The organism is Archangium lansingense, assembly GCF_026626635.1.
GTDB classification, from domain to species: domain Bacteria; phylum Myxococcota; class Myxococcia; order Myxococcales; family Myxococcaceae; genus Archangium; species Archangium lansingense.
The window spans coordinates 2,078,865-2,104,209 of sequence record NZ_JAPNKA010000001.1 but is presented as its reverse complement, the minus strand read 5'-3'; the positions used below and the strand labels follow the sequence as shown (position 1 = coordinate 2,104,209).

The following is a 25,345-nucleotide window of genomic DNA, read 5'->3' as shown; positions in this document are numbered from 1 at the left end:
TCTCCTCCATCGGCTCCTTTCCTGGTCGCTGCCTCGAGCGCCACCCTCGCCTCCTCCTCACCTGCTTGGGGGAGCTCTGGCTGGGCACGGGGGACGTGTAACCCCCCGTTCGCGCCTCCGCCCTTCCGGCTCCGTCAGGCGCGCTCGACGCGGATGCGGGCAGGGTGGCTGACGTCCCTATCGGTGCAGGACCATCCGCTTCGTCACCCCCGATGACAGGCACTTTGGCCGCGAGGCTCAACTGCTGGCTCGCCGCCACCAGGTGCACCAGCGCGCTCGCTACCGTCACCCCGAGCGCTGGCGCGGCAACACCCGCGACTGGACTCCCACTGGTCCCGTTCGCCTCAACCCCTCCCCGCCCCCCACCCCTGTTGTGCCTTCGTTTCAGATCTCTGCTTGAGTCAGCTTCTCGCGACAACTGCGTTGACACTCACCGTCGCGAGTGTCCGGTACGAGTGAGCGTTACTCGGGCTCCCGGCTCCAGGCGCGGTAGTGCTCGAGCAGCGCCTTCCTCACCTGGGGCGGTGGAGGCTCCTCGGGCAGCTTCCCGAGCGTGGCGATGGTCACCCGCATCTGCCGCACATACCGGCGGCAGTGCGGGCACACCGCCAGGTGACACCGGAACGCCACCCGCTGCCTCCACTCCATCTGTCCCTCGAGATACCGGGTGACCAACTCCGTGACTTGCTGGCACGTCAGCATGGGCCTCACCTCGCTTCCCCGAAGCGTTCCTCCAGCGCCCGGCGCAGCTTCGCCCGGCCCCGGTGGAGCAACACCCGCTGGTTGGACTCGCTGAGCTGGAGAAGCTCACGGACCTCCTCCGCCTCCAGCCCCTCCACGTCTCGCAGCGTCACCACCGCACGCTGGTTGGCTGGCAACCGCGCCAGGACCTCCTCGATACACTCCATCGCCTCGCCTCGCAGCACCAGGGCCTCCGGGCTCTCCACTCCCCAGGATGAAGGGGGTACCGCCCACATCCCCGCGGCAGTGAAGCGCTCGGGTTCCTCCACCGGCCCTTCCTCGGCGGGCCCCAGCGCCGAGAAGGGCAGGCTCCGCCCCTCCTTCGCCGCTCGGCTGCGCGCCCGGTTCAGCAGGATGTGGAACATCCACGTCTTCAACGAGCAGCGCCCCTCGAAGCCCGCCAGGCCGTCGAGGATCGCCAGCCAGGTGTCCTGGACAGTCTCCTCGGCCACCGAGCGGCTGCCCACAAGGGGGAGGGCCAGGCGCAGGAGCCGGAAGTGGTACGTGTCCACCAGCCTCACAAAGGCCGCCTCGTCCCTCCTCAACAGGCGTTGAACGAGCTCCTGGTCACTGTCACTCCCGAGCCACGCTGTATCTCCAAGCGTGCGCATCTCCGACCCCCGGTCCATGCGCTTCTGGTTCACGAGATGGCCTCGCTCTTCCTCGGGCTGTAACGCGTGGCCTCGAGCGAAGACATCTCCTTCAGAAGGTACGAGGCGCTGTCCCGGTCCGCAGGCAATACAGCCCGCCCCGGGGACGGCGAACGCAGGGAGTCCCTATGAGCAAGCAGACAATGAGAGGCGCCCGGATGCTCCTGGTCGCGGTGACCGCGCTGGGGGTGAGCACGCCCGTCTGGGCACGGCAGGACACGGCGATGAAGCACGGGGAGATGTCCCAGCACGGGGAGATGTCCCAGCACGGGGAGATGTCCCAGCACGGGGAGATGTCCCAGCACGAGGAGGGCCCCACGCGGCTACGCTCCGGGCTCTTCAAGGGACTGGCGCATGAGACGTCCGGCTCGGCCAGCGTGTACCAGCTTCCGGATGGACGGAGAGTGCTCCGCCTGGAGGAGCTCCACACGTCCAACGGGCCCGACCTGCACGTCTACCTGGTGGAAGGGGATGACGCCTCGGACGATGCGGTCATCAAGGCGGGCCGCTTCGTGTCACTGGGGGCACTCAAGGGGAACATCGGCAACCAGAATTACGAGTTCCCCGCGGACCTCGACCTCGACCGGTACCGCTCGGTGAGCATCTGGTGCAAGCGCTTCGGGGTGAACTTCGCCGCGGCTCCACTGTCGGCCAGCTCCGGTGAGGCGTCATGAAGAGACTGCTCTGGTGGCTCCTGGCCGTCGTGGCCCTGGTCAGCCTCTGGTTCCTCTTCCGGCCAGAGCGCCTCGTGCTCGACGAGAAGGTGGACGAGCCGCTCTCATTCGAGCTTCGGACAGCCCCTCAGCGAGCAGGCTGACCATCACATCCAACGCTCAGCCGCTCTTCCTGAACAGAACACCCCAGCAAGGAGCGGCTGAACATGGATGTCGCAATCTATTGGAGTGATGTCGTCGACGACTTGAATGCCCGTGACCACTCCGGGACTCCCATCCTGGCGGATCAGGCGGGGCCGACTCGGACCGCACGAGCGGGGGCGCTCGCGATGCTGGCGGTCCACGATGCCTTCTTTGGCATCCAGGGCCAACCGACCTATCTCAGCTCGGTACCACCGGCGGTCGCGCTGGCCTCGCCGCAGTTCGCGGGCGGGGTCGCCTGCGCCCAGGTCTTGTCCGTGCTCTATCCCAAGCAGCGGGCCTTCATCGAGGAGCGGCTGGCCAGCGCTCCGCGGGGGACGGGTAATCCCAACACGGCCGCCACCTACGGGGAGGCCATCGCGGAGGCGCTGATCGCCCTACGTCAGGGGGACGCAGCCTTCGACGAGCGAAGTCCAACACGGCCGAGCCATGTCGCGAGCCCCGCCTACGGCCATCACCGGCCCGATCCGATGAGCCCGGGCCAGGGGTTCCTCAATGCCTTCTGGGGAGAGATGCCGTTCTTCGCCACCCCGGCACCGGTCTTCCTCGCGCCGCCTCCCGGGCTGGACGCCGCCACGGGCGTGCTGACCCCGACGGACCCGGTCTACGCGGCCCATCACGAGGAGATCTACCTGCTGGGCGGCAGCCCCACCTCGTCGGAGACGACTCGCGAATCGGAAGAGTCCCTCATCGGTGTCTTCTGGGCCTATGACGGTTCGCAGAAGCTCGGAACCCCGCCGCGAATCTACAACCGCATCATCAAGACAATCTCCACCCAGAAGGGGCTCACCGAGGCGGAGAACGTCAAGCTGCTCGCGCTCGCCAACGTGGCGATGGCGGATGCGGGCATCCATGCCTGGTTCTACAAGTTCCACTACGATCTGTGGCGGCCGGTGCTCGGCGTCCGCGAGCATGAGCCGTTCTTCGGTCCCAGCGCGGATCCCGGAGCGGCGCGGCTGCCGTTCTCCGATGTGTTCTGGAAGCCGCTCGGCGCGCCCAAGACGAACGAGTTGACCACGACGGGCTTCACGCCCAACTTCCCGGCCTATCCCTCGGGCCATGCCACCTTCGGTGCGTCCGTCCTGCACATCACGCGCCTCTACCTCGCGTCGATTGGCAAGGCCACCATCTACCCCGACGGGAGCGATGACGTCGGCTTCGACTTCATCTCGGAAGAGTTCGACGGGGTGAACCGGGAGGTCGATGGCAGCGTGCGCCCCCGGCACGTCCGTCGCTTCGCGAGCCTGCTCCAGGCGATCGTCGAGAACTCGGTGAGCCGCGTCTACCTCGGGGTGCACTGGCGGTTCGACGGCACGACGGGCGGCTACGACTCCGACGGCCCGGGCGGCGAGGGCCCCTCCGCCACGTTCAACCCCGATCCCGACAGCGTGGTGGTGCCGCGCGACTCCATCGGAGGAGTGCCGCTGGGGCTCGACATCGCCGAAGCCATCTTCAACAACGGGCTGAAGCCGAGCACCGCGAGCCTGGCCAAGGGGGTGCCCCCGCCGCCGGCCACGCCCTACAAGGCGGAGCCCCTGGGCTGCCGGCGCCGGGACAAGAAGGACAAGAAGAAGTAGCGGTGGTGGCGTGGTGGCCCGGTAGTGGGAAGCTTGTTGCGGCCCCACGCCCCTCGTCTGCCCGGCTGGACGGTGGCCAGTCATTGGCGGTCTTTTGCTGGCGGCCTGGACCTGCCCAGCCTCGAAGCCCTCTCCCCCAAGCAGGTGAGGAGGGGGCGAGCGTGGCACCCCAGGCAGCGGTCAGCAAGGAGCCGAAGAAGGAGCGGATGCCGCGAGTGGACCAGGCGAAGCTGCTGCGCAGGACGTTCGCGTTGGATGTCTTCACCTCTGCCTGGTGTGGAGGCAGGCGCCGGGTGTTGGCGTACCTGACGGCGCCCAACGCCGTGCGCGCCATTCTGGAGCACCTGTCCCTGCCCACGCGCCCTGCTCAGCTGGCCGCAGCCCAGGGGCCACCCCAGCACGCTTGGTATTGAGCCTCAAGCCGTCACGGTGCCCAGACGCCCACGCCCCTGCTTCCTACCCCTGGGGAGGCCACTGGGCCGGCGTGTTCCCCATGGGGCTGCACCTCGTCTCCTCCGGCCCGTCGCACTTCCCTCTTTGCTCCCGTCCTCATCCCTCCTCTACCCCTCGGCTCCTGCCCTCTCCCTCCACACCGCACCCTTCCCTCCTATACGCCACGCTGCCCGAGAAGGAGCAGATCGACCGGATGTTCCGGGATACGTACATCGCCGAGAGCAATGACGCCATGGCGCGAATGTATGGCTTCAGCAGCGCCTCGGAACTCACGGGCACCCGGCTGGACGCGCTGCTCGTTCACGAGGACCCGCGCAACACCGAGTTCCTGCGGGCCTTCCTCCAGAACGGCTACCGGCTCGAGGACGCGGAGTCCCGGGAGCTGACCCACGACGGCACGCCCAAGGTCTTCCTCAACAACCTGGTGGGCATCGTCCAGGAAGGGCACCTGCTGGGCGCCTGGGGAACGCAGCGGGACGTGACGGAGCAGCGCCACGCCGAGAAGGAACGCAAGCATGGCATGCACCGCGAAGAGACCGCCGAGGGAGTGGCCCACCAGGAGGCGGTAGGAGCGAAGGATCGCCATTTGTGGCTGCCGCCAGTGATGAGTTGCTAGGCTGACTCAATGTCCTCTGTCGACAATAGCCGCGCCTGGGCCCTGCTCGTCATCGCCGTGCCCTTCTTGGCGGTTGGCGGCTTCGGTTTCCTTCGCACCTCGCGCTTCGTATTGCACGCCGAGGCGGCGCACGGAGTGGTGGTCTCTTCGAGCACACGGGGGGACGGCCAATACATGACGTTCATTGGCTACCCGGAGGTGATCACGTTCTCGGATTCATCCGGCAACGCCCACACCACAACCCTCTACAATGGGCAGCCGAGCAACCGTCAGCCGGGGACTACCGTCAAGCTCCTGTACTGGCGGACCAACCCGGTCGGTACCGCGCGCTACGGGGACGCGAAACAACTCTGGGGCATGTCGGGCGGCCTCTTGTTCATCGGCGCCTTGTGGCTGTTCGGCATGTTCCGGTCCTGGAATCGCGGCAACTGATGGCACACGCCTGCTCAGGCCGCGCTCCCCGAGCGGGCGCGCCTGCCCTGGACGACTACCCGCATCTGCTGGCGTGATTCGACCGTGTGCGAGAACTGCCGGCGTGGCGCAACAGCGAAGCGGTCTGTTGAGCACCATCGTAGCGAAAATCTTTTTCGCGCGCTTGTCGATTTCATGCGTCATCATTCGTCGTCCGGATGCAGGACCCGTTATTCAACTCACCTTTCGACATGGGGACGTCATGAACAAGCAGATCATCATCAACCTGCCGGTCAGGGACCTGGACAAATCCAAGGCTTTCTTTTCCGCTCTCGGCTTCAGCTTCAATCCACAATTCAGCAACGAGAGCGCGGCGTTCATGGTCATCGCGGATGGCAGCATTCATGCCATGCTGACGACCGAAGCGTTCTTCAAGACCCTCATCGACAAGCCCGTCGTGCAGGCGAAGGAGGCCAACGAGGTCGTCATCTGCCTGAGCTGCGAGAGCCGGGAAGAAGTGGACAGTCTGATCGCCAAGGCCGTCGCCGCCGGCGGCCGTACTCCGCATCCGCCCGAGGACCGCGGCTTCATGTATGACCAGGGATTCGAGGACCTCGACGGCCACCTGTGGAACCTGGTCTGGACGGCTCCGCAGGCCTGATGCGGCCGGCCGGACTGCTCAGCGCTCGTCCCAGTAGCGCCTGAGCAGCCCGTAGTTGACGGTGTCGGCCATCTCGCCGTGCACGATCCAGCGCTCGGGCATATCGCCTTCCTTCCTGAACCCCAGCTTTTCCAGCACCCGCGCCGAGCCGATGTTGCGCGGGTCGATGTCGGCCTCGATGCGGTTCAGGTTCAGGGCGACGCGGCATGTCCGGGACTTCGCTCTGATGCTCGCCGCGGGTTGAAGAGCTCCGACGCGCGCTGGTACCGGACGGCGTCTTCGTGCCGCGGGAGGGCGGCGTGCGCTTCGAGGCTTTGCCCCCGCCCACGCAAGGTGAGGTGGAGCGACTGCTGCGGGTGGTGCGTCACCGGGTGCTGCGCCTATACGCCGGGGCCTGGGCAGGCGTGTACCCCAAGGGGGCTGCGCGGCCTGTCCACCGGACGGGAGCATCACTCGGGCGGCCCCGTCAGCGGCCCTCCTCGGCCCCTCTGCACCCTCCCGCCCCCTCAACAGGGCCCCCATCCCTCTTATGCGTCGCGCACGGCCTTGCTGGCCCCAGCCCTCTCCTCCTCCGCCTCCCTGCTCCAGCCCGCCGCCGAGCAAGCGGGCCCCCATTCCGCCTATACATCCAACCTGCTTCAGGGAAGTCCGGTAAGGCGCAGGCTCGGCATCGCTACTCGAAGACTCGAGGTGGCGGGAGCCAGTGACTTACATGAAGCCACCACGACATGGCCCACATCGCGGTCCCGGGATAGGCCATGCTCCAGGGTCTCGTCGCATCTCCATCCCCATGAGCAGGGCTGCCCCTCGATGAAGAAGTCCTCTGTCACCGTCGCCACCGTCCGCGCGCTCGACCAGGAATTCCAGCTGAAGAAGCGCTTCGACCTGAAGAAGCACTCGAGCGGACGGGTAGCTGTCCTTCGCGGCTCCATCGTGCTCGACCACATTCCGCTCGACTTCTGGCAGCTCGATCGGTTCCTGGGGATTCCGCGCCGCGACCAAGGCGGGAACTCCCTGGATGCGCTGAGCGGTCTGATCATCGACGGCGACGTGACGGTGGAGGGCGCGGTCATGAATGCCGAGATGGACTTCGGCCCCTTCCTGCTCGTGCGAGGCGACCTCCGCGCGCGCGACGTCGCCTGCGGCGGCAGCCAGGTGCGAGTGGAAGGTGCGCTGACGTTGTCGGGCGCGTTGTTCGGCTTCTACAACCACGGCTCCATCGTCGTGGAAGGGCCGACGCAGGCAGCGTGCGTGCTGACGGAGGAGCATGCGATCCGCCTCGAGGGAGGGCTCGTCTCACCCGTCGTCCCAGGGGGGAAGTTCCTCGAGGTGTCGGGCAAGGCCGTGCCCGAGGAGCCGTTGGCGCTCCAGCAGCTCTCCCCGGAGTTGTTCAACTGGTCCTCCTGGGTGGAACTCGGGCCCGCGGGCCAGAAGGCGTCGAAAGCCGGAGGTGAAACAGAGCTCGCCTTCATCAGGCTCGAGCGGGAGCTCATTCTCGATGCGATTGACGCGGGCCGCCCGCTGGTGCGAGGAAAGCGGGCCTTCAAAGCGCCACCACGGAAGACGCGGACGCCCACCGGCCGCTGGCGTGCGAACGTGCACTATCTCGATGGCATCTGCGTGCGAGCCGGCCTCGCGGCCTTCGCCGTGTGCCACACCTCGCGGTGGCGCGAAGCGGAGTTCGGCCGCTACTACACGTACTCGGCCCAGCATGGCTGGTGTGCGTCGTCGACTCCGGGCGGGGCTCCGGTTTCCATGTGCTTCTTCATCGGCGCCGACCAACAGCGCTCGATACGCATGCTGCTCAACGATGGCGTCGTCGCCGTCGCGTTCAGTGGCAGCGAGCACCTTCGGATCGATGTGCTCAACGCTCCCGCGCCCCTGCACCGTATCCGCGCGGTGGCTGATGGACTCGTGGTGTGTGGTGATGACCTCCTCGTCTATGCCTCGTCGGGCAAGACCTGGAACCGCCTGGAAGCAGGGCTGCCAGAGGATGCCACCGGAGCCTTCCGGGACATCACGGGCCATACCCTGCGCGACCTGACCGCCGTGGGAACCGGCGGGCGGGTGATGCACTTCGATGGCGAGTCGTGGAACTCACTGAATGCACCGGTCCAGGTCGAGCTGCACGCGGTAACGGCCACGAAGGATGGAATTGCCGTCGTCGGCGACCAGGGGACGCTCCTCGTTCGCGGAGCGGAGGGCCCCTGGAAGACATATCGAACCGGCGACGAGGCCCCACTGATTGGCGTCGCGGTGCTCGGGGACCGCCTCTACGTTGCTTCCCGGCTCGACATCCTCGTGCTCGAGGGCGACACGTTGAAGCCTGTCGAGACCGGACTGACGCCCTCCTTCGGCGGCGGCCTGCTGCACGCGTGCGACGGCGTGATGTGGTGTATCGGGTTGACCGACCTCGCCCGCTTCGACGGCTCGACGTGGGAACGGGTCACCTGCCCCGATCAGCACATCACCCTGGAACAGGAACCAACCACCGCGCAGCCTCCGCCAGGGTCCATCCACCTGGAAGGGCTGGCCTGATGATGACGCAGTGACTGCGGGCGAGGTGGCGTTCCTGCTCAGGTGCCACGCTCGCCCCCTCCGCTCCTGCGTGGGGGAACAAGCGCGGGTCCTCCTCGGCTCCACGAAGCAGCGCCTCCACACGGCCTGGCGCCGCGCGCTCAGTATTCCTTCAGGAGCGCGACGGCCGTGGTGAGGCCCAGCCGCTTGAACAGCGCCGAGAGCTTCGCCTTGGGAATCACCTTCTTGGCGGCCGCCTCGACACGCAGGAGCGAGAACGCGAGGTGGTCGAGCGAGGCGAAGGCCTGCGCGACAGTCCCTTCCTCGTGCGCGTAGCGGACGACTTCTCCCGTGGTGACGTCGAGCAGGAACATCTCGCCGGAGCCGTCGCTCGCGATGCCGACGTACTTGTCATCGGCCGCGCCGTACAGCTCCTCCTTCTTGCAGTCGAAGCCGTAGCTGTCGAAGTCGAAGGCGGTGGTCATCGACGGCACACCACCGTCCTTCACCAACTTGTCCAGCGCGAGACCCGCGGGAACGGCGCGGACCTTCTCGCTGCCGGGCTTCGACACGCGGGACGCCTTCGGGAAGAAGCGCGCCGCGTCCGCCGCGAAGTCGCCGCGCTCGATGTAGCCAGCCAGGGAGCCCGCCTCGACGGTCTCACCCCACTCGGTGAGCGTCGTCTTGCTCACGTCCAGGGTGTTGCCGTCCTTGTCGAAGTACGTGGTGCTCTTCAGCTTGCCCTTGGCGAAGACCGCCGTCAGGCGATGGGGCCACGGCTTCGGAAGCTTGAAGGCCTTGGGCAGGAGCCTGGTGTCACCGTGCTCGAACAGTGCTCCCTCGACCGGCCCGACGACCCACTCGACGGTGCCGTCGATGACACCGTCACGCAGCTCGACCCGCAGCGTGTCCGGGAAGTCGAAGCCAGGACGGAAGCGCACCTCGACCAGCACGCCGTCCGCGAACGTCGCGAGCATCGTGGTTTTCGGCCCCTTCGGCAGACCGAGCGCCATCTGCATGGCCACGCGCGGCGCGTACTCGGACATCTGGTGGTAGGCGAGCGACCACTTGAGCTCACCCTCGAGCTTGCCGTCCTTGCGCGTGGCATCGAGCAGCAGGAGGCCCGACGGATGAATCCACAGGCGCTCGCGCGGGTCGTTGGGGCTCCCCTCACGCCAGAGGTTGGCGTTGGCATCGAAAGTGGCTTCGGGAGGTACGTCCTTGGGGCGTGGGTCGGTCGTCATTGCGCCAGACAATACCTGTCGCATCCCTCATTTCCCAGGAAGGGTGTCAGACGATTCGTAGGGACGGCTCGGAGAGCGCGAAATGTCGGAACGAGTTCTTTGACACCTACTCGAAGCCTGATCCGGTGAACGCTTACTGCGGAATTTCTCTGGGATCGACATGGGGTGTTCTTGTCCCAAAGCATCAGAACGTATCACGAACGGGTTTGACGATTCCTCCCCAGTCATCATAGTAGCCCCCAAACAAATAATGCCGCAGGTCTGGGTCCTCCGGCATCAGGCGAGCCAGGGGCCAGTCTTTGTCAGCGGGCAGCAGCGTAATATCCCAGCCGAGCACCGTGAGCCCTTGCTCTTCTGCTTTGCGTATGATCTCCAGGGCCATCGGCTTGTGTTCGGTGTGCCCCGCGAACCATTCCTCACTGAGGAAGTCGAACATCTCATGCTGTCGCATGCCATCGCGGATGAAGAAGCGATGCCAGACCCCGGCAACTACTGGTGCCACGGTGCTCAGCAGCAGTTGGAAGTACTCCGCGGGCCCTTCCTGCTCTAGCTGATCGTAGTCGAGCTCAGCTCTGCTCTCGGGGAACCCCGAGGTCAGTGGGCACTCGATATCGTAGTAGTCGTTGATATCTCCTGGAGTGGTTTGCACCGTAGCGGTACAACCCAGGCACCTGGACACGCACTCCCGCAGCACTTCGACCTGGCGCTCTATGCGCTCCATATAGTCCGGCGGGTCTTTCCAATAGACCCACCCATCAACGTAGATCTTGCGGAGGCGGTCTCTCAACTCACGTTCCAGGGGGCTCATCTAGAAACCTCGTGCGAAGCGTGCGGCAATCTCGCGGCGGATATCATCCACGCTACGTGTCCCGGAGGTTACGGCATTCGCGTACGCTTCGACTTGTGCCGGGTTCAACGTGTTTGGTCCGCCCTTGATGTAGATGGAGTTGGCCTTCAAGCCTACAGCGGGCTGCTTCAACGGCCCTACATAGACTTCAAGCTGGTATCCACGGAGATTGATCAGGAGTTTGTTGTTCGTAGCCGGATTGAGGCCTCGTGCGCCCTTGCCTCCGAGCGCCTGCTTGATGAGGGTGTAGAGCTCGCGCTGATTCGTGACCTCTTTCATCCGCGAGCGAGTCGAGGACAGCGCCCGGGCTGTGCGTGTCCACGGTGACTGGCTGGGCAGCCGCGCTGGCGCCTCCACCGCCCGTGCTCGCGGCCGCACCACCGCCCATGCCCCTGGCGCCGGCCGCACCGCTTTCCGTCTGGCGGGCCGGCTTGGCGCCCGCGGCTTGGCGCAGGAAGAGCGGAATGCCAGTCCCGGAGTCTTTCTTTCCCGCCTCGGGTTGGTGTTGCACCCCCGGGCCACGTCCCCCCAGGTACCTGGGCACTCCCACACCGCCGGCGGGTCCCTGTCCCCCGAGGTAGCGCGGCCCCCCCTGCTGCACGGGCACGGCCTCCGGGGCGGGTCCCTGTTCCCCGAGGTTGCGCGGCACACCCTGCTGCGCGGTTCCTGGCTTCTGCACGCTGTTTCGCAGCGGAGCCGCGTCGGGTGACGCGGGCCGATTCCTCCGGCGGGAGTTGGGCAGGAACATGCCGCTCAGTAAAACACGCTGACACTGTGCGTAGAACGGTGCGGAGCCGCCGGTGACGAGAGGCCCCCGTGCGGTGCGCCAGGTGGCATGAATCCTCCCGTGTCACTGCGCGCCGCGTCGCAGGGTCCGAGTGTTGGGTAGCGGACCTGTTAGCGATTCCGCTGGCTCCCGCTCCAACGTGGCGCTCACCAGCGTGGCGGCCGTGGCGCCGGACCACGCCAGCCCCCTGTGCGGCAGGCATGACGCCCTACTGGGGCGCGCCCGGGGTGGTCGCTACGAGCCGAACACCCCCATGTTGGGACGGCTCGTCATCGCCACCTCCTACGACAAGGGCCACACCAAGACGAAGCCCGAGAAGGTGTCAAAAAAGGACTCGAACGGCGCCACGATCCCCTTGCTACAGCCTCTCGGAAAGCTGAGTCCTTTCCAGAGATACAGAGTGGAGGCGGCGGGAATCGAAGCCGCCGCCTCCCACGCGTGGCCCCGCCGCTCAGGCGAGGGCCTTGCCACCGGTGACACCGAGGATTTCGCCGTTCACGTAGCGTGACTCATCAGAGGCGAGGAACACGAACGAGGGCGCGAGCTCCACCGGCTGCGCGGGCCGGCCCATGGGCGACTGCTGGCCGAACTTCTTCACCTTCTCGGCGTCGAAGGACTGGGGGATGAGCGGCGTCCACACGGGGCCCGGGGCCACGGCGTTGACGCGGATGCCTCGCTCGATGAGCTCCTGCGCCAGGCCCTTGGTGAAGGTGACGATGGCGCCCTTGGTGCTCGCGTAGTCGAGGATGCCCGGTGACGGCTGGTAGGCCTGAATGGAGGCCACGTTGATGATGGAACCACCGGCCTTCATGTGCGGCAGCGCGAAGCGCACCAGGTGGAACATGGCGATGATGTTGGTGCGGAAGGTGCGCTCGATGCGCTCGGCGGTGAGCTCCTCGAACTTCTCCACCGACTTGCCCTGGTAGGCCGCGTTGTTGACGAGCACGTCGATGCGGCCGAAGCGCTTCACCGTGTCCTCGATGATACGGCGGCAGACACTCTCATCGGTGAGGTCGCCCTTGAGCGCAAGCACCTGGTGGCCCGAGTCCTCCACGGCGCGCCGGGTCACCTCGGCGTCTGGGTCCTCGTTGAGGTAGGCGAAGGCCACGTCGGCGCCCTCTCGGGCGAAGGCCAGGCACACCGCCCGGCCGATGCCGCTGTCGCCTCCGGTGACGAGCACCACCCTGTCCTTCAACCGGCCGAGCCCCTTGTAGCTGGTGAGGCCGTAGTCCGGCTCGGGGGTCATCTCGACCTCGAGCCCAGGGGGTGGCTGCTCCTGGGGAGGCAGCGGGGGCTTGGGTCCTGCGTCGCGCGGATTCTTCTGAGCCATGGTGGGGTCCTCTCAGGTTGCCTACCCTGCCCACGGTGGGGAGGCGGCCGGACCCCGGCAACCACCGGGGGAGGGACCCTTGCCGGGAAGGCGAGCGGGCTCAGTTGCTGACGTTGACGTCGACGTCGCCCGAGTGGAAGAGACCTCCCTCGCAGCCGGCTACGCCCTCGCAGGAGAGCACCTGCGCGACGGCAGTACCGCTCATCCGCAGGATGTACTGACCCTCGACGGTCTCGGAGGGAACGGTGAAGTGGGCCGCGTTGCCCTCCTGCTGAACATCGAGGATGGCCAGGGCGCCACTGTTCTTGTGGATGAGGCTGACCTTCGCGGGAGCCTGGAGGACATCGGTCTCGGGCAGCCAACCGTAGGTATAGGACTGCCCGCGCCGCAGGGTGCCCGGGGAGCTGCTCCCGCTGCGCAGGAAGCGCCGCTTGGCCTTGGCATCCCGCAGAACGAGCACCATCGAGTGAGTGTCGTCCTGGAGGATGACGCGGAGGTCCTCGGTGGGCTCGTTGTCCCAGCGCTCGGGGTCGAAGTCGAAGGTGGCGCGCGGCGGCTCGCACACGTCGCGCCCGCCGACACCGGTATCGGGCACGCCACCGGGCTCGAGCTTCATGGCCTGGCCATTGAGGGTGGCGGTGGCGCCGTCAGCGAGCCGGGCGCAGGAAGTCCCCTCGGAGAACACGAGGGTGAAGCGGTACGCCCCAACGGTCGAGTCCCGCTCCAGCGAGTCCACGTCCGTGAGCGTGAACTTGAGGGTGCGCTCCTGGAGGTCAGCGAGGGTAGCGGGCTGGGCCACGGTGCGGCCACAACCGGCGAGAAGCCCACACGCGGCGAGCGCGCCCAGAACGAAACGGAGAGACGAAGCGGAAGCCATCAGGTCACCCTACCATCACCCTTCGGAAGGTCCCGGTCCATGACGCTCCTTCCTACTCCAACCAGGCAGCCGAGCACTCCCAGGTCCCCCTCACAGGCCGTCCCCCGGCCTTCCATCCTGGAATCGGAAAGGAGATGCACCTCATGCCCTCCATCAACCGCCAGTTCCTCCTGGCGCGCAGACCCGAGGGCCGGCTGCGGGAGTCCGACTTCGACTACCGCGAGACGCCGGTCCCCGTGCCAGGAACCGGAGAGGTGCTGACACGCACCCTCTACCTCTCCGTGGATCCAGCAAACCGGGCGTGGATGTTCCCCGACCCCACCTACCGCCCGCCCATCGGGCTCGGCGAGGTGATGGCCGGGTTCACGCTCAACGAGGTGGTGGACTCGCGGGACGCGCGCTTCCGCCCCGGAGACCTCGTCGAGTGCGAGGGCGGCTGGCAGGACTTCGCCCTGCTCCCAGGAGATGCGCTCTACAAGCTGGAGCCGCACAAGCCCTTGTCCCACTGGATGAGCGTGCTCGGGATAACGGGCAAGTCGGCGTACTTCGGCATGCTGGAGGTCGGGAGGGTGCGCGCCGGAGAGACCGTGCTCGTGTCGGCGGCGGCGGGGGCGGTGGGCTCGTTCGCCGGGCAGATCGCGAAGCTCCAGGGTTGCCGCGTCATCGGCATCGCCGGAGGCCCGGAGAAGTGCCACTGGCTCACCGGGGAGCTCGGCTTCGACGAGGCCATCGACTACCAATCGGAGAACCTTCCCGAGCGGCTGGCTGCCTGCTGCCCCGAGGGCGTGGACGTCTACTTCGACAACGTGGGCGGCGCGGTCTTCCAGGCGGCGCTGTTCCGGATGAAGAAGCACGGGCGCATCGTCTGCTGCGGCTGCGTGTCCATCCTCGACACCGAGACCCCACCCCCGAGGCTGCTCGGTGTTCCGGGGCTGCTGATCAGCCTCCGCCTGCGCCTGGAGGGCTTCATCGTCATGGACTTCTACGAGCGGCGGAAACAGGCCGAGCAGGAGCTGGCGGGCTGGGTGGCCGAGGGACGGCTGAAGGTCCGCGAGGACATCATCGACGGGCTGGAGAACGCGCCGCGGGCCTTGATGGGCCTGCTGCATGGGGCCAACATCGGCAAGCGGATGATTCGCGTCGCGCCGGAGCCCACGGGGATGGGGTAGGACGCGGCAGCGAGGAGGCAACGTGGCTGGCCGAGTGCTCCATCTGGCGGCGGGAAACCTGTACGGCGGAGTGGAGACCTTCCTGGTGACGCTGGCGAAGTCATCGCGACGGCTGGAGCACCGCTTCGCGCTGTTCTTCGAGGGCCGTCTGGCCACGGAGCTGCGGGCCGCGGGCGCCTCCGTGGAGGTGCTCGGCCCGGCGAGGCTGGGGCGTCCGTGGACGCTCGTGGGGCCCCAGCTCCGGCTGCGCCGGCTCCTGAGCGCGTGGAGCCCGGACCTGGTGGTGTACCACTCCACGTGGCTGAAGCTCGTCGCGGCCCCGGCGCTGCTCGGCTACCGGCAGGCTCTCTTCGTGCACAGCCTGGTGGACCCCCACAACCGGTTGGACCGGCTGATGGCCCGGTTCCCTCCGGATGCGCTCCTCACCAACTCGGCGTTCACGGCCGGGTCCGTCTCAGCCCTGGTGCCCCAGCCTGAGCCTCGCGTCGCCGGCTGTCCCGTCGAGGACCGCATCCCGAAGGAGCCCGAGGTGCGCCGCGCCGTGCGCCAGGAGCTAGGAGTCGCGGAGGGCACGACAGTCATCCTCCAGTTGAGCCGGATGGAGCCGGGCAAGGGGCACGCGCTGCTGCTGGAGGCGCTCGCGCGGTTGGGACGGGACACGGCCTGGGAGTGCCTGGTGGTGGGCGGCGTGCAGCGTCCGGAAGAGCGAGCCTACGAGGAGCGCCTGCGAGCCCAGGCAGCGGAGTGGGGACTGACGGACCGGGTGCGCTTCCTCGGCCAGCGCGCGGACATCCCGCGGCTGTTCACCGGAGCGGACGTGTTCTGTCATCCCAACGTGGTGCCCGAGGGCTTCGGCATCGTCTTCGTCGAGGCGATGTACGCGGGCCTGCCGGTGCTGACAACGGACATGGGCGGAGCGCGGGAGATCGTCGACGAGACCTGTGGAGCGCGGGTGCCGCCCCGAGCAGACGCCATCGCCGAAGTGCTCGCGCGCTGGGTGGCGGACCCCGGGACGAGACAGGCCCTGGGACGCGCGGGCCGTCAACGGGCGGAGAGCCTCTACCATCCCTCCGTCCGGGTGCGCCTGCTGGAGGACGCGCTCGAGCTCAGCGCGCGGCCAGCATCGCCTCCAGGCGGGTCTTCGCCTCGGGCCACTCACCGTCAATGAGGCCGTAGTAGGCGCTGTCGCGGACCACGCCGCCGCGCACCAGCATGTGCTGGCGGAGGATGCCCTCGAAGCGCGCGCCAATGCGCTCGATGGCCGCCCGCGAGCGCACATTGCGCCGGTCCGTCTTGAGCTGCACCCGCATCACCTTCAGCTCCTCGAAGGCGTGGCGCAGCAGCAGGTACTTGCACTCGGTGTTCACCCGCGAGCGCCACACGCGCCTGGCCAGCCACGTGCTGCCAATCTCCAACGTGCGGTGCTTGCGCTGGATATCCAGGTAGCGCGTGCTGCCCACCGGCGTGCCCGTCTCCTTCTCGATGATGACGAAGGGGCACTCCACCCCGCGCTCCGCCGCCGCCAGCGCGTCGGAGATGTACGCCTCCATGTCCTGGAGCGTGCGCAGCACTTGAGGGAACTGCTCGAAGAGGTCGGGCTCGGCCACCGCGGCCAGGGCGGGCGCATGGCTCATCGCCAGCGGCTCCAGGCGGACCACCTGCCCCTCCAGCGTCACCAAGGGGATGACGAGGGGCGTGGGCTCTCGGTAGAGGATGGGGTCGGTCGAGGACATATCGATGGGCGACACGTACAACACAGAGGACCTCCCCGCCACCGCAGGGAGGATTAAGCTCACGAGCCGCCGCTCTCATCCGGACCAGGTACACCATGCCCATTGATTCCACTGGCTCCTCGACTCCCCCCGCGGCCGCACCTCCGGCAGGTGCTGGCAGCCAGACCCCTCTGCGCAACGAGCGCTTCGCCACCCAGCCAGAGCTGGCGGGAGTGCTCGCCGGTCAGACCTCGCTCACCACGGGCTCCAAGGGGCCGGGCGTGCGCGCCGTGCAGCAAGCCCTCGCGGAGATGGGCTTCAGCGTGCCCGGAGGCGCGGATGGCGCCTTTGGCGCGCAGTCGGCCAAGGCCGTGCGCAACTTCCAGGTGCATGCCCGCCCGGCCTTCCCCGCCGTGCTGGCCACCGGCAAGGTAGACGCCGTCACCCTGCGCGCCCTGGACGCGCTCGCCCCGGCGCCGGGACAACGTGGGCAGACGCAGCACCTGCCGGGCTCCCGCTACAAGGGCACACCCGTGCGCGTGGTGGTGGTGAAGAACGAGCACCGCACCTTCCTCTTCGACGCCCAGGGCCGGCTCCAGTCCATCTTCGGCAACGCCGTGGGCACTCGCGCCACCCAGACGGACCCCGGCCTGAAGCTGGTGACGGGCAAGCTCAACGAGGCCCAGTCTCACGCCCTCGGCAAGAAGCTGTGGGGCGGCCCCGTCTTCGGGCCTCGCATCATCGACCTCTCGTGGCCCGATGGCTCCCGCTCGGGCGAGGAGCTCCATGGCACCAGCGCTCCGGCCCAGCAAGGAGGCGATGTGTCGCATGGGTGCGTCCGACACGACAACGCCGACATCATCGTCCTCTACGACGCACTGAAGGTCGGGGACATGGTGGCCATCGTCGACAGCATCAACGACCCGCACCTGAGCACCCCGCCCGCCACCCCGACCGAGACGCCCGACCTCTCGGGGGCAGTGGCCTCGCGCAAGTAACTTCAGTGCCGGGCGAACCAGGGGCTCAACCCGGGGTCCCCGGCACCCTCACCCCGGGGGGCTTGCCCCCCCTTTGAACGACGGGGGGCTCCTCTCCCAGTGGGAGAGGGGAAATGGGCTCAAGGGGAAGTAGGGGGAAATGGCTCAGAAGTAGCGCTTGCGCTTGCTGCTCGGGAGGATGCCCAGCACCTCGCGGTACTTGGCCACCGTGCGCCGGGCGATCTCCGTGCCCTGCGCCTTGAGCAGCTCGACGATCTTCTGGTCCGAGTACGGGTTGCGCGTATCTTCCTGCGACACTAGCTGCTTGATGTGGTGCTTCACCGCCTCGCTCGCCGTGTCCTCTCCGGACACGCGGGCGATGGACGAGTTGAAGAAGTACTTCAGCTCGAAGATGCCCTGCGGGGTGTGCACGTACTTGTTCGTCGTCACGCGCGACACCGTGGACTCGTGCATCCCGATGTCCTCGGCCACGTCCCGCAGAATCAGCGGCTTGAGGTGGGCAATGCCCTTGTCCAGGAAGTCCTTCTGGAACTTCACGATGCTCTCAGTGACCTTGTAGATGGTGCGCTGGCGCTGGTGGATGGAGCGGATGAGCCACTGCGCGCTGCGCAGCTTCTCCTGGATGAACTCCTTCGTCTGCCCCGGCCCCACCCCGCCGCTCTTCAGCGCGTTGCGGTACGTGCCCGAAATCCGCAGCTTCGACAGGCCGTCATCGTTCAGCACCACCGTGTACTCGTCGTCGCCCATCTTGTAGACGAACACGTCGGGGGTGATGTACTGCGCGTCGTCTCCGCTGAAGTTGCGGCCCGGCTTCGGGTCCAGCTTCGGCAGCAGCTTGGAGGCCTCCACCACCTCCTCGAGCGGCACCTTCAAGTCCTTCGCGATGGCCGGAAGGTTCTTGCTCTCGAGGTACTTCATGTGGCGCTTGATGATGAGGCCCAGCAGCGGCGCGGACTTGTCCTTGAGCGCCGACACCTGGATGAGCAGGCACTCCTGCAAGTCCCGGGCGGCGCAGCCCTTGGGATCCAGGTTCTGGATGCGCCGCAGCGTCCGCTCGGCCAGCCCCATGGGCACGTCCGCCTCGTTGGCCAGGCGGATGAGCGGATCTCCCTCCACATCGTCCAGCTTCAGGTACCCGTCGTGGTCCAGGTTGCCCAGAATCAGCATCCCGATGCGCCGCTCGGCCTCGTTGAGCCGCAGTGTCCCGAGCTGCTCCTGCAAGTGGTCAACCAGGTCCTCCTTCTCCACCAGGTTGGCTTCGAAAGAAGGCAGGTCCTCGGTTGCCACGTTGCCCTTGTTGGAGGCAGTCGTGGGCTCGTTGAACTGGTAGCTGTTGAGGTAGGCCTCCCAGTCGATCTCCGGCGGGCCATCCCCATCCGCCTTGAACTCGGGGGCCGCGTCCGGCGTCCGGGCTTCCACCCCCGCGGGCAGCTCCGTGTTCGCCGCCTCCATGGAGGCCTCACCGGGCTCCTTGTCGGTCGTATCGCCAAAAGGCGTCTCGTCGGGCTGCTCCAGGAGGGGGTTCTGGTCCATCTCCTCACGGACCTGCTCCAGCAGCTCCATCCGCGAGAGTTGCAGCAGCTTGATGGCCTGCTGCAGCTGGGGCGTCATCACCAGCTGCTGCGAAAGCTTCAGGCTCTGCTTGAGTTCCATCGCCATTCTCTGTCTCCCGCCCGTTTCAACAATCGACTCGACGGCGGCCCGCCATCAAGGACCGTGCCAAAGTAGCAAGGCCCCCTGACTTCGTCCAGTGTCCGAGAGTCCGGCCCGCACTTTGCATTTCGTGAAATTCTTCTTTTATTCCGCCTACTTGCACTGTCTCATCCCAACGTGCAGACGTTGGAGAATGGACGTGCGGGCAACCAACCGCGAGGGGTGGTAGCCGGCCTACCAGGGGCCCGCGAAGCCGGAATTTCGGCCCTCAAACCGACTGCAAGCGGAATCGCTCGCCCAGGTACACCGCCCGCGCCCGGGCCGAGGAGGCAATCTGTTGCGGCGTGCCCTCTTCCAGGATTTCACCCTGTGCGATGATGTAGGCGCGATCGCAGATGCCCAGGGTGTCCTGGACGTTGTGGTCGGTAATGAGGACGCCCAGGCCACGGGACTTCAGGAGGGCGATCTGCCGCTGGAGGTCGCCCACGTTGATGGGGTCCACGCCGGCGAAGGGCTCGTCAAAGAGGATGAAGCGAGGGTTGGGGATGAGCGAGCGAGCAATCTCCGCGCGGCGGCGCTCGCCCCCGGAGAGCGTCTCGCCGAAGGAGTGGGCCACGTGGCTCAGGCCAAACTCCTCCAGCAGTTCGCGGGCGCGCCGCTCCCGGCTGGCCTTGTCCAGGTTCTTCTGCAGCTCGAGCACGGCCAGGAAGTTCTCGTGCACGGTGAGCTTGCGGAAGACGGAGGCCTCCTGGGGGAGGTAGCCCAGACCGCGGAGGGCGCGCCGGTGCATGGGCAGGGGCGTGAGGTCCTCGTCGTCCACGCGCACCCGTCCGGCGTCGGGCCGCACCAGGCCCACCACCATGTTGAAGCTCGTCGTCTTGCCCGCGCCGTTGGGGCCGAGCAGCCCCACCACCTCGCCCTGCGAGACGTGGAAGGAGACACCCTGCACCACCTTGCGGGCCCGGAAGCTCTTCTGCAGGCCCTCGGCGAACAAATGACTCATGGCTGCTTCGTCCCCCCAGACTGCTCCGTGTTACCCACCGCCCCACCCGGGGCACCCTTGCGCTGCTGCTGCTCCTTCAGGGGCGCCGTCTTGAAGACGACGGTGGTGTCCTTCCCCTCGAAGCTCTTGCCCCCGAGCGTCATGCGGACCTCGGTGCCCTTGATGTGGATCATCGGGTCCTCCGCCTCGGGATTGCCCGTCACCACCAGCGTACCAGAGGGCACGTTGAGGCGAGCCCGCTCGCCCTTGGCCCGGCGATCTCCATCCACCGCGCGCACGTTGCCCGTGCAGTCCGCCCGCGTCACCTCGCGAGCATTGTTGTAGGAGGCCGTCAGCTTGTCGCATCGCAGGTCCATGGTGCGGTGCTTCACCACCACGTCGCCCGTGAATACGGCCTGGGCCCGGGTTCCATTCACCCGCTTGGAGGTGATGACCACCGGGCTGTCCTGCTGAGAACCCTTCGCCTCGAGGGGCGCCGACTTCAGGGTGATGGTGGCGTCCTTCACCTCGAAGTTCTGGCTGCCGAGCAGCAGGCGCAGCTCTGAGCCCTTGAGGTGGGCCGAGGGCTCCTGCGCCTCGGGGTTGCCCGTCACCACCAGCAGGCGGTTGGGCACGTCGAAGTCGGCCCGCTCGCCCTGGGCGGTGCGCTCGCCGTCCACCGCGCGCACGTTGCCCACGCACTCGCCGTGCGTGGCCGTGTACTTGCCCTTGAGCTGGGCGTAGTGGGCGGTGAGCTCGTCGCACCGCAGGTCCAGCGTGTCGCGCTTCACCCGCACCTCGTCCTTGAACGAGAGGGTGGACTGGTCGCGCAGGATGGTCATCCGCTTGGAGGTGATCTCCGTCTCGCTGCCCTGCGGGGCGGCCACCGCCGAAGTGGGGGCGCGCGTCTCCGCGCTGGAGGCCACCAGGGTGGGCTGCACCGGCTGGGTGACGAAGAAGGCCGTGGCCAGGTACTCAATCACGCGCGGCTCCCTGGACGATGGTCTGCACCGAGCCCTCGAAGTCGAACTGCCCGCTGGCGAAGGACAAGGAGAAGGAGTCCGCGCGCATACGGCCGCTCGGCCCCGTCACCACCACGCCCTCCGTGCCCCGCGCCACCTGCTGGGTACCGTCATAAGTGGCCCGGGGGGTGAGCGCCACCATCCCCGAGGAGGTACGCACCTCCACGTCGCCCGAGGCCACCATCTGCCGCGTGCCGGGGCTACCCTCCATGAGCTTCGCGTACACCGTCGTACTGCCCGCCTTCTGTCCGGACGGAGCGCCCTTGTCTGGCACGCGAACGGTGGCCCGGGTGGCGGTGAGGTCGCCCGTGCGCTCCCAGGTCGCCTGCTCGGCCTCGCCCGTCATGCTCAGGGTGCTGCCGTCGTACGAGCGCAGCCGCACCCCGTGCATCACCACTGCGGGAGGCGCGGAGGCGTTTTCAGGCGCCTGCTTCGGGGTGCAGGCCGCCAGGAGGGCAAGGAGGCTGAGGAAGGTACGGGGCACGAGGCCGATCTCTATCACTGGCTGGGCGTGGGACGGGTCTTCCAACGCTGGTGCATCCACACCCATTGCTCGGGGGCCCGGCGGATGGCTGCCTCGATGCTCAGCGAGAGAGCGGCCGTGAGCGTCACCGCATCGGCCTCGCGGTCTCCGCTCGCCTGCCAGGGGACTTCCTGCATCCACAGTCGGTAGCCGTCGCCCTCGCGCTGACAGAAGCCCACCACCACCGCGGCGCCCGTACGCAGGGCCAGGTCCGCCGCCGCCCGGGGGGTGGCCGCCAGCTCGCCGAAGAAAGGGACGAAGACGGACTGCACCTTCGTGTCCTGGTCGATGAGCAGCCCGAGAATTTCCCCCGCCTTGAGGGCGCGCAGCATGGCCCGCGCCGCCCCCTCCTGGCCACGCCAGATGCTCCGCACCCCGCCCTGGGCCCGGAAGCGCTCGACGAGCGTAGTGAGCCGTGGGTCCGTGGTCTCCTTGGCGATGCTCTGGCTGGGGTAGCCCGCGCGCGCCACCCGCCGGGCCAGCAGCTCCCAGTTGCCCACATGGCCGGAGACGAAGACGACCCCCTTGCCCCGAGCGAGCGCCGCCTCCAACACGGCTCGATCCTCCGCCTGCCAGAGGACCAGGCGCTCGAGCTGCCGGTCCATGGAGGCGGTAGCGCCTACCTCGAAGACGGCCATGCCCAGGTGGAGGAAGGAGGCGCGGGCGAGCTCATGCCGCTCCGCGTCGGACTTCTCCGGAAAGGCTCGGGCCAGTGACTTCAAGGCCTTGCGGCGCTCCCCACCGGCCACGGCGAAGGCGAGCCGGCCGAAGCCCACCCCCAACCACCGGGCGAAGCCCAGCGGGAGCCGGCTGACAATGGCCAATACCACCCGGACGAGCAGGTAGCGGAGGAAACGCTTGAGGCGCTTTGCTAAGGGAGGGCGCTCCACAAGCGGTTCCATATCCCATGCGCGAATACAACTTCGACGGCATCGTCGGTCCCACCCACAATTACGGCGGCCTGTCGCCCGGCAACCTGGCCTCCGCCCTCCATGGCGGCGAGGTGAGCCACCCCCGCGGGGCGGCCCTCCAGGGCCTGGAGAAGATGCGCTTCGTGGCGAACCTGGGGGTGGGACAGGCGGTGCTGCCGCCCCAGCCGAGGCCCTCGCTCAAGGCGCTGCGCGCGCTGGGCTTCAGCGGCACGGACGAGGAGGTCATCACCCGAGCCGGCAAGGAGGCCGAGCACCTGCTGCGGCTGACGTCCAGCTCCGCGGCCATGTGGACGGCGAACGCGGCCACGGGGGCGCCGTCGGAGGACACAGCGGATGGGCGCATGCACCTGACGCCGGCCAACCTCCAGCAGATGTTCCACCGGGCGCTGGAGGCGGAGACGACGCACTCGGTGCTGCGCTCCATCTTCGCGGACGAGAAGCACTTCGCCGTGCACGCGCCACTGCCCGGCGGCGGGCACTTCGCGGACGAGGGCGCGGCCAACCACACCCGGCTCGTCACCCCGGGACACAAGGCGGTGCACCTGCTCGCCTGGGGCCGGAGCGCGTGGCGGGACGATGTGCGCCACCCCACCCGCTTCCCCGCCCGTCAGACGTATGAGTCCAGCCAGGCCCTCGCGCGGCTCCACAAGCTGGACCCGGCACAGGTGCTGCTGCCGCAGCAGGCCCCCGAGGGAATCGACGCGGGCGCCTTCCACACGGACGTGCTGGCGGTGGGCAACCAGAGCTTCCTCATGCTGCACGAGCTGGCCTTCGTGGACCCACAGGGGCTGCTGAAGACGCTGCGCGAGAAGCTGGGCGAGGGCTTCACCTACGTGCTGGCCAGCAACGACGAGCTGCCGGCGCGGGACGCGGTGAAGGCGTACCCCTTCAACTCGCAGGTGCTGACGCTGCCGGACGGCACCATGGCCATCATCGCTCCCGAGGAGAGCCGGGAGACGGAGCCGGCGCGGCGCTTCCTGGAGCGCGTGGTGGCCGAGAACAACCCGGTGAAGCGAGTGCATTACCTGGACGTGCGCCAGTCGATGAACAACGGCGGCGGTCCGGCGTGCCTGCGCCAGCGCGTGTGGCTCACCGACACCGAGCGCGCCGCGGTGAAGGCCAACGTCTTCTACACGCCGGAGCTGCACGAGGCGCTCGCCGGCTGGGTGAAGCGGCACTACCGCGAGGACCTGCGCGCCGGGGACCTGGCGGACCCGAAGCTGGCCCGCGAGACGATGACGGCGCTGGACGAGCTGACGCGCATCCTCAACCTGGGCAGCGTCTACGACTTCCAGAAGTGAGACGGTGAGCCTGCCCTCTGAGGGCGGGACTCGAGGAAGAAGGCACCGCGCGCGGAGACGAAGGCCGCCGCGCGCGGCGCCGGAACATCACGGGCCGGTGTAGGACTGAATCCACGACACGTACGAGTACACGTCCGCGAAGACGGTGTACGAGTCGCACGAGACGCCGCGGCCCCAGCTCACCACGCCAAACAGCTGCCCGCCGTAGGCCAGCGGACCACCGCTGTCACCGTGGCAGCCACCCGAGACACCGTTCGAGTAGCCCACGCACAGCTCCAGGCCGGCGTACAGGTTGCGCGCCAGCCAGCCGTTGCACGAGGTGACGGGGTTGACGGGCAGGCCGGCGTACTTCAACTGGTCGGAGGCGCCGTAGGCACCGCCCCACGGCCAACCCCAGCCGCTCGCCGTCATGGACGTCTGCGGCGCCGGGTAGGAGGGCAGGGCAATGGTCTGCACCGCGCCATTCAGCCAGAACGAGCCGTTGAGCAGGATGACCGCCACGTCGTGCACGGGCGCGCCAGAAATGTACTGGAAATAGGGGTACTTCGCATGGCCATACACCGTCTGCGACTGCTCGGTGGACTCGTAGCCGGTGATGGTGTGGTCACCCGCGACAACCGTCATTCGCGACGGGTCAATGCCATCCACGCAGTGGCCCGCGGTGAGTACCCAGTTCGGCTTGATGAGCGAGCCGCCACAGTAGGTGTTCCCGTCCACCAGGATGCGCACCTGGTAGGGGAACTGGTTCTGATAGGCGTACGCGCCGCCGACGATCTCCTGCTCCTTCTGGCCCGTCGCCTCGACCGCCGGCTGCTGCTCGGCGGAAGCTTCGTCCATGGGCTCGCCGCACCCCGTGAAAAGGCTCGCCGACACGAGTGCCGCCAGCAAAATCTGCTGCTTCATGGTGTCTCCAGTCCGGCCATGAGCCGGTCTCTCGGTTGTGGTTGATGTCATGCCACAGGCGCTACTCCGCCCTGCGACATGAATTCTCGTATCGCATGCCTGTCTGACTAATCAAGCATTACAATCCCAACCCATCATTACACCACGCAGCGACACGATTGTGACAAAGGCTTGCGCTGCGCCACCATGAACACAAAACGGCTCGCCGATAGAGACTCGCCTGGTGAGAAAACGAGAGGGCCCTGAGCGTGACGGAGCTAAAACAGGGCCACCTCGGAAGCGCCGCGCGTCAGCACGGGAGGGTGTTGCCTCCGCGGTCCAAGATGGCCAACACCGCCGGGTAATCCATACGCAGAAGCGTACAGAGGCGTCGGAGCATCTCGTTGGATGGCCTCCTCTGCACGTTCTCGATCTCGCTGCATACTCCCGGGTGCATGCCAGTGGCCTCGTCGACCTGCTGCTGGGTGAGGCCCGCCTGCTCCCGTGCGGTCCGAAGAGTGATCGCGAGCACGAGAAACCCGCCCCAGGCATAGCGAATGTCAGACATGAGTAATCTCCGAGTAA

At 67.4% G+C, this 25,345-nt stretch carries 27 protein-coding genes; 12 read left to right on the top strand and 15 right to left on the bottom strand.

Going from position 1 to position 25,345, the window contains the following annotated elements:
* Positions 1 to 462 precede the first annotated feature (462 nt).
* Together OV287_RS08475 and OV287_RS08470 are read right to left on the bottom strand one after the other, a co-directional pair.
* Complete coding sequence (locus OV287_RS08475) at positions 463 to 702, bottom strand: anti-sigma factor family protein (RefSeq protein ID WP_267533484.1); 240 nt, start codon at positions 700 to 702, stop codon at positions 463 to 465.
* Between the two features lie 5 nt (positions 703 to 707).
* Positions 708 to 1,385 carry an RNA polymerase sigma factor gene (locus OV287_RS08470; protein WP_267533483.1) on the bottom strand — a complete coding sequence of 226 codons (678 nt, stop codon included), beginning with the start codon at positions 1,383 to 1,385 and terminating at the stop codon, positions 708 to 710.
* Between the two features lie 134 nt (positions 1,386 to 1,519).
* On the opposite strand from OV287_RS08470, the gene OV287_RS08465 reads away from it, so the two are divergent.
* From OV287_RS08465 to OV287_RS08430, 8 genes are all read left to right on the top strand, one after another.
* The gene (locus OV287_RS08465) at positions 1,520 to 2,065 is read left to right on the top strand and encodes a DM13 domain-containing protein (RefSeq protein WP_267533482.1); all 546 of its coding nucleotides are present in this window, start codon (positions 1,520 to 1,522) and stop codon (positions 2,063 to 2,065) included.
* Entirely contained in the window at positions 2,062 to 2,208 is a 147-nt protein-coding gene (locus OV287_RS08460; RefSeq protein WP_267533481.1) for a hypothetical protein, read from the top strand. The genes OV287_RS08465 and OV287_RS08460 overlap by 4 nt, the downstream gene beginning before the upstream one ends.
* A gap of 63 nt (positions 2,209 to 2,271) precedes the next feature.
* Entirely contained in the window at positions 2,272 to 3,843 is a 1,572-nt protein-coding gene (locus tag OV287_RS08455; RefSeq protein WP_267533480.1) for a vanadium-dependent haloperoxidase, read from the top strand.
* Positions 3,844 to 4,004: 161 nt separating this feature from the next.
* Positions 4,005 to 4,256 carry an ATP-dependent helicase HrpA gene (locus tag OV287_RS08450; RefSeq protein ID WP_267533479.1) on the top strand — a complete coding sequence of 84 codons (252 nt, stop codon included), beginning with the start codon at positions 4,005 to 4,007 and terminating at the stop codon, positions 4,254 to 4,256.
* 233 nt (positions 4,257 to 4,489) lie between these two features.
* Positions 4,490 to 4,912 (top strand): PAS domain-containing protein, encoded by a 423-nt coding sequence (locus tag OV287_RS08445; protein ID WP_267533478.1) that lies wholly within the window; start codon positions 4,490 to 4,492, stop codon positions 4,910 to 4,912.
* Between the two features lie 9 nt (positions 4,913 to 4,921).
* Entirely contained in the window at positions 4,922 to 5,344 is a 423-nt protein-coding gene (locus OV287_RS08440; RefSeq protein ID WP_267533477.1) for a DUF3592 domain-containing protein, read from the top strand.
* 241 nt (positions 5,345 to 5,585) lie between these two features.
* Positions 5,586 to 5,984 carry a VOC family protein gene (locus OV287_RS08435; RefSeq protein WP_267533476.1) on the top strand — a complete coding sequence of 133 codons (399 nt, stop codon included), beginning with the start codon at positions 5,586 to 5,588 and terminating at the stop codon, positions 5,982 to 5,984.
* A gap of 810 nt (positions 5,985 to 6,794) precedes the next feature.
* Positions 6,795 to 8,522: a WD40/YVTN/BNR-like repeat-containing protein gene (locus tag OV287_RS08430; protein WP_267533475.1), complete on the top strand. Its 1,728-nt coding sequence runs from the start codon at positions 6,795 to 6,797 to the stop codon at positions 8,520 to 8,522.
* Between the two features lie 140 nt (positions 8,523 to 8,662).
* Here OV287_RS08430 and OV287_RS08425 read toward each other — a convergent pair whose 3' ends face one another.
* The 5 genes from OV287_RS08425 to OV287_RS08405 all read right to left on the bottom strand — a co-directional run bounded on the left by OV287_RS08425 (position 8,663) and on the right by OV287_RS08405 (position 13,586).
* Complete coding sequence (locus OV287_RS08425) at positions 8,663 to 9,745, bottom strand: SMI1/KNR4 family protein (RefSeq protein ID WP_267533474.1); 1,083 nt, start codon at positions 9,743 to 9,745, stop codon at positions 8,663 to 8,665.
* A 184-nt stretch (positions 9,746 to 9,929) separates the two neighbouring features.
* Complete coding sequence (locus OV287_RS08420) at positions 9,930 to 10,553, bottom strand: hypothetical protein (protein ID WP_267533473.1); 624 nt, start codon at positions 10,551 to 10,553, stop codon at positions 9,930 to 9,932.
* On the bottom strand, positions 10,554 to 10,871 hold the full coding sequence (locus OV287_RS08415; protein ID WP_267533472.1) for a hypothetical protein: 318 nt from the start codon (positions 10,869 to 10,871) through the stop codon (positions 10,554 to 10,556). It lies immediately after the preceding gene.
* A gap of 959 nt (positions 10,872 to 11,830) precedes the next feature.
* Positions 11,831 to 12,709: a glucose 1-dehydrogenase gene (locus OV287_RS08410; RefSeq protein WP_267533471.1), complete on the bottom strand. Its 879-nt coding sequence runs from the start codon at positions 12,707 to 12,709 to the stop codon at positions 11,831 to 11,833.
* 100 nt (positions 12,710 to 12,809) lie between these two features.
* Entirely contained in the window at positions 12,810 to 13,586 is a 777-nt protein-coding gene (locus tag OV287_RS08405) for a hypothetical protein (protein WP_267533470.1), read from the bottom strand.
* Between the two features lie 143 nt (positions 13,587 to 13,729).
* On the opposite strand from OV287_RS08405, the gene OV287_RS08400 reads away from it, so the two are divergent.
* Together OV287_RS08400 and OV287_RS08395 are read left to right on the top strand one after the other, a co-directional pair.
* Positions 13,730 to 14,755, top strand: coding sequence for an NADP-dependent oxidoreductase (locus OV287_RS08400; protein WP_267533469.1), 1,026 nt, complete (start codon positions 13,730 to 13,732; stop codon positions 14,753 to 14,755).
* A 22-nt stretch (positions 14,756 to 14,777) separates the two neighbouring features.
* A complete protein-coding gene (locus OV287_RS08395) occupies positions 14,778 to 15,923 on the top strand; it encodes a glycosyltransferase (RefSeq protein ID WP_267533468.1) in 1,146 nt (381 codons plus the stop codon).
* Here the strand turns inward: OV287_RS08395 and OV287_RS08390 are convergent.
* The gene (locus tag OV287_RS08390; protein WP_267533467.1) at positions 15,862 to 16,488 is read right to left on the bottom strand and encodes a GNAT family N-acetyltransferase; all 627 of its coding nucleotides are present in this window, start codon (positions 16,486 to 16,488) and stop codon (positions 15,862 to 15,864) included. The genes OV287_RS08395 and OV287_RS08390 overlap by 62 nt on opposite strands.
* A gap of 95 nt (positions 16,489 to 16,583) precedes the next feature.
* Here OV287_RS08390 and OV287_RS08385 point away from each other — a divergent pair, with 95 nt between their 5' ends.
* Positions 16,584 to 17,465: a L,D-transpeptidase family protein gene (locus tag OV287_RS08385; RefSeq protein WP_267533466.1), complete on the top strand. Its 882-nt coding sequence runs from the start codon at positions 16,584 to 16,586 to the stop codon at positions 17,463 to 17,465.
* A 144-nt stretch (positions 17,466 to 17,609) separates the two neighbouring features.
* Here the strand turns inward: OV287_RS08385 and rpoN are convergent, their stop codons facing one another.
* The 5 genes from rpoN to OV287_RS08360 form a co-directional block, all read right to left on the bottom strand.
* Positions 17,610 to 19,124 carry an RNA polymerase factor sigma-54 gene (gene rpoN / locus OV287_RS08380; RefSeq protein ID WP_267533465.1) on the bottom strand — a complete coding sequence of 505 codons (1,515 nt, stop codon included), beginning with the start codon at positions 19,122 to 19,124 and terminating at the stop codon, positions 17,610 to 17,612.
* A gap of 262 nt (positions 19,125 to 19,386) precedes the next feature.
* The gene (lptB, locus tag OV287_RS08375; protein ID WP_267533464.1) at positions 19,387 to 20,121 is read right to left on the bottom strand and encodes an LPS export ABC transporter ATP-binding protein; all 735 of its coding nucleotides are present in this window, start codon (positions 20,119 to 20,121) and stop codon (positions 19,387 to 19,389) included.
* Positions 20,118 to 21,083: an LptA/OstA family protein gene (locus tag OV287_RS08370; protein ID WP_267533463.1), complete on the bottom strand. Its 966-nt coding sequence runs from the start codon at positions 21,081 to 21,083 to the stop codon at positions 20,118 to 20,120. The genes lptB and OV287_RS08370 overlap by 4 nt, the downstream gene beginning before the upstream one ends.
* Entirely contained in the window at positions 21,076 to 21,606 is a 531-nt protein-coding gene (lptC, locus tag OV287_RS08365) for an LPS export ABC transporter periplasmic protein LptC (protein WP_267533462.1), read from the bottom strand. Before lptC ends, OV287_RS08370 begins: the two co-directional genes overlap by 8 nt.
* A 14-nt stretch (positions 21,607 to 21,620) precedes the next feature.
* Positions 21,621 to 22,535, bottom strand: coding sequence for a lysophospholipid acyltransferase family protein (locus tag OV287_RS08360; protein WP_373371813.1), 915 nt, complete (start codon positions 22,533 to 22,535; stop codon positions 21,621 to 21,623).
* Between the two features lie 17 nt (positions 22,536 to 22,552).
* On the opposite strand from OV287_RS08360, the gene astB reads away from it, so the two are divergent.
* Positions 22,553 to 23,878, top strand: coding sequence for an N-succinylarginine dihydrolase (gene astB / locus OV287_RS08355; RefSeq protein ID WP_267533460.1), 1,326 nt, complete (start codon positions 22,553 to 22,555; stop codon positions 23,876 to 23,878).
* Positions 23,879 to 23,965: 87 nt separating this feature from the next.
* Here astB and OV287_RS08350 read toward each other — a convergent pair whose 3' ends face one another.
* Together OV287_RS08350 and OV287_RS08345 are read right to left on the bottom strand one after the other, a co-directional pair.
* Positions 23,966 to 24,781: a S1 family serine peptidase gene (locus tag OV287_RS08350; protein ID WP_267533459.1), complete on the bottom strand. Its 816-nt coding sequence runs from the start codon at positions 24,779 to 24,781 to the stop codon at positions 23,966 to 23,968.
* Between the two features lie 289 nt (positions 24,782 to 25,070).
* A complete protein-coding gene (locus tag OV287_RS08345; RefSeq protein ID WP_267533458.1) occupies positions 25,071 to 25,328 on the bottom strand; it encodes a helix-turn-helix domain-containing protein in 258 nt (85 codons plus the stop codon).
* Positions 25,329 to 25,345: the final 17 nt, after the last annotated feature.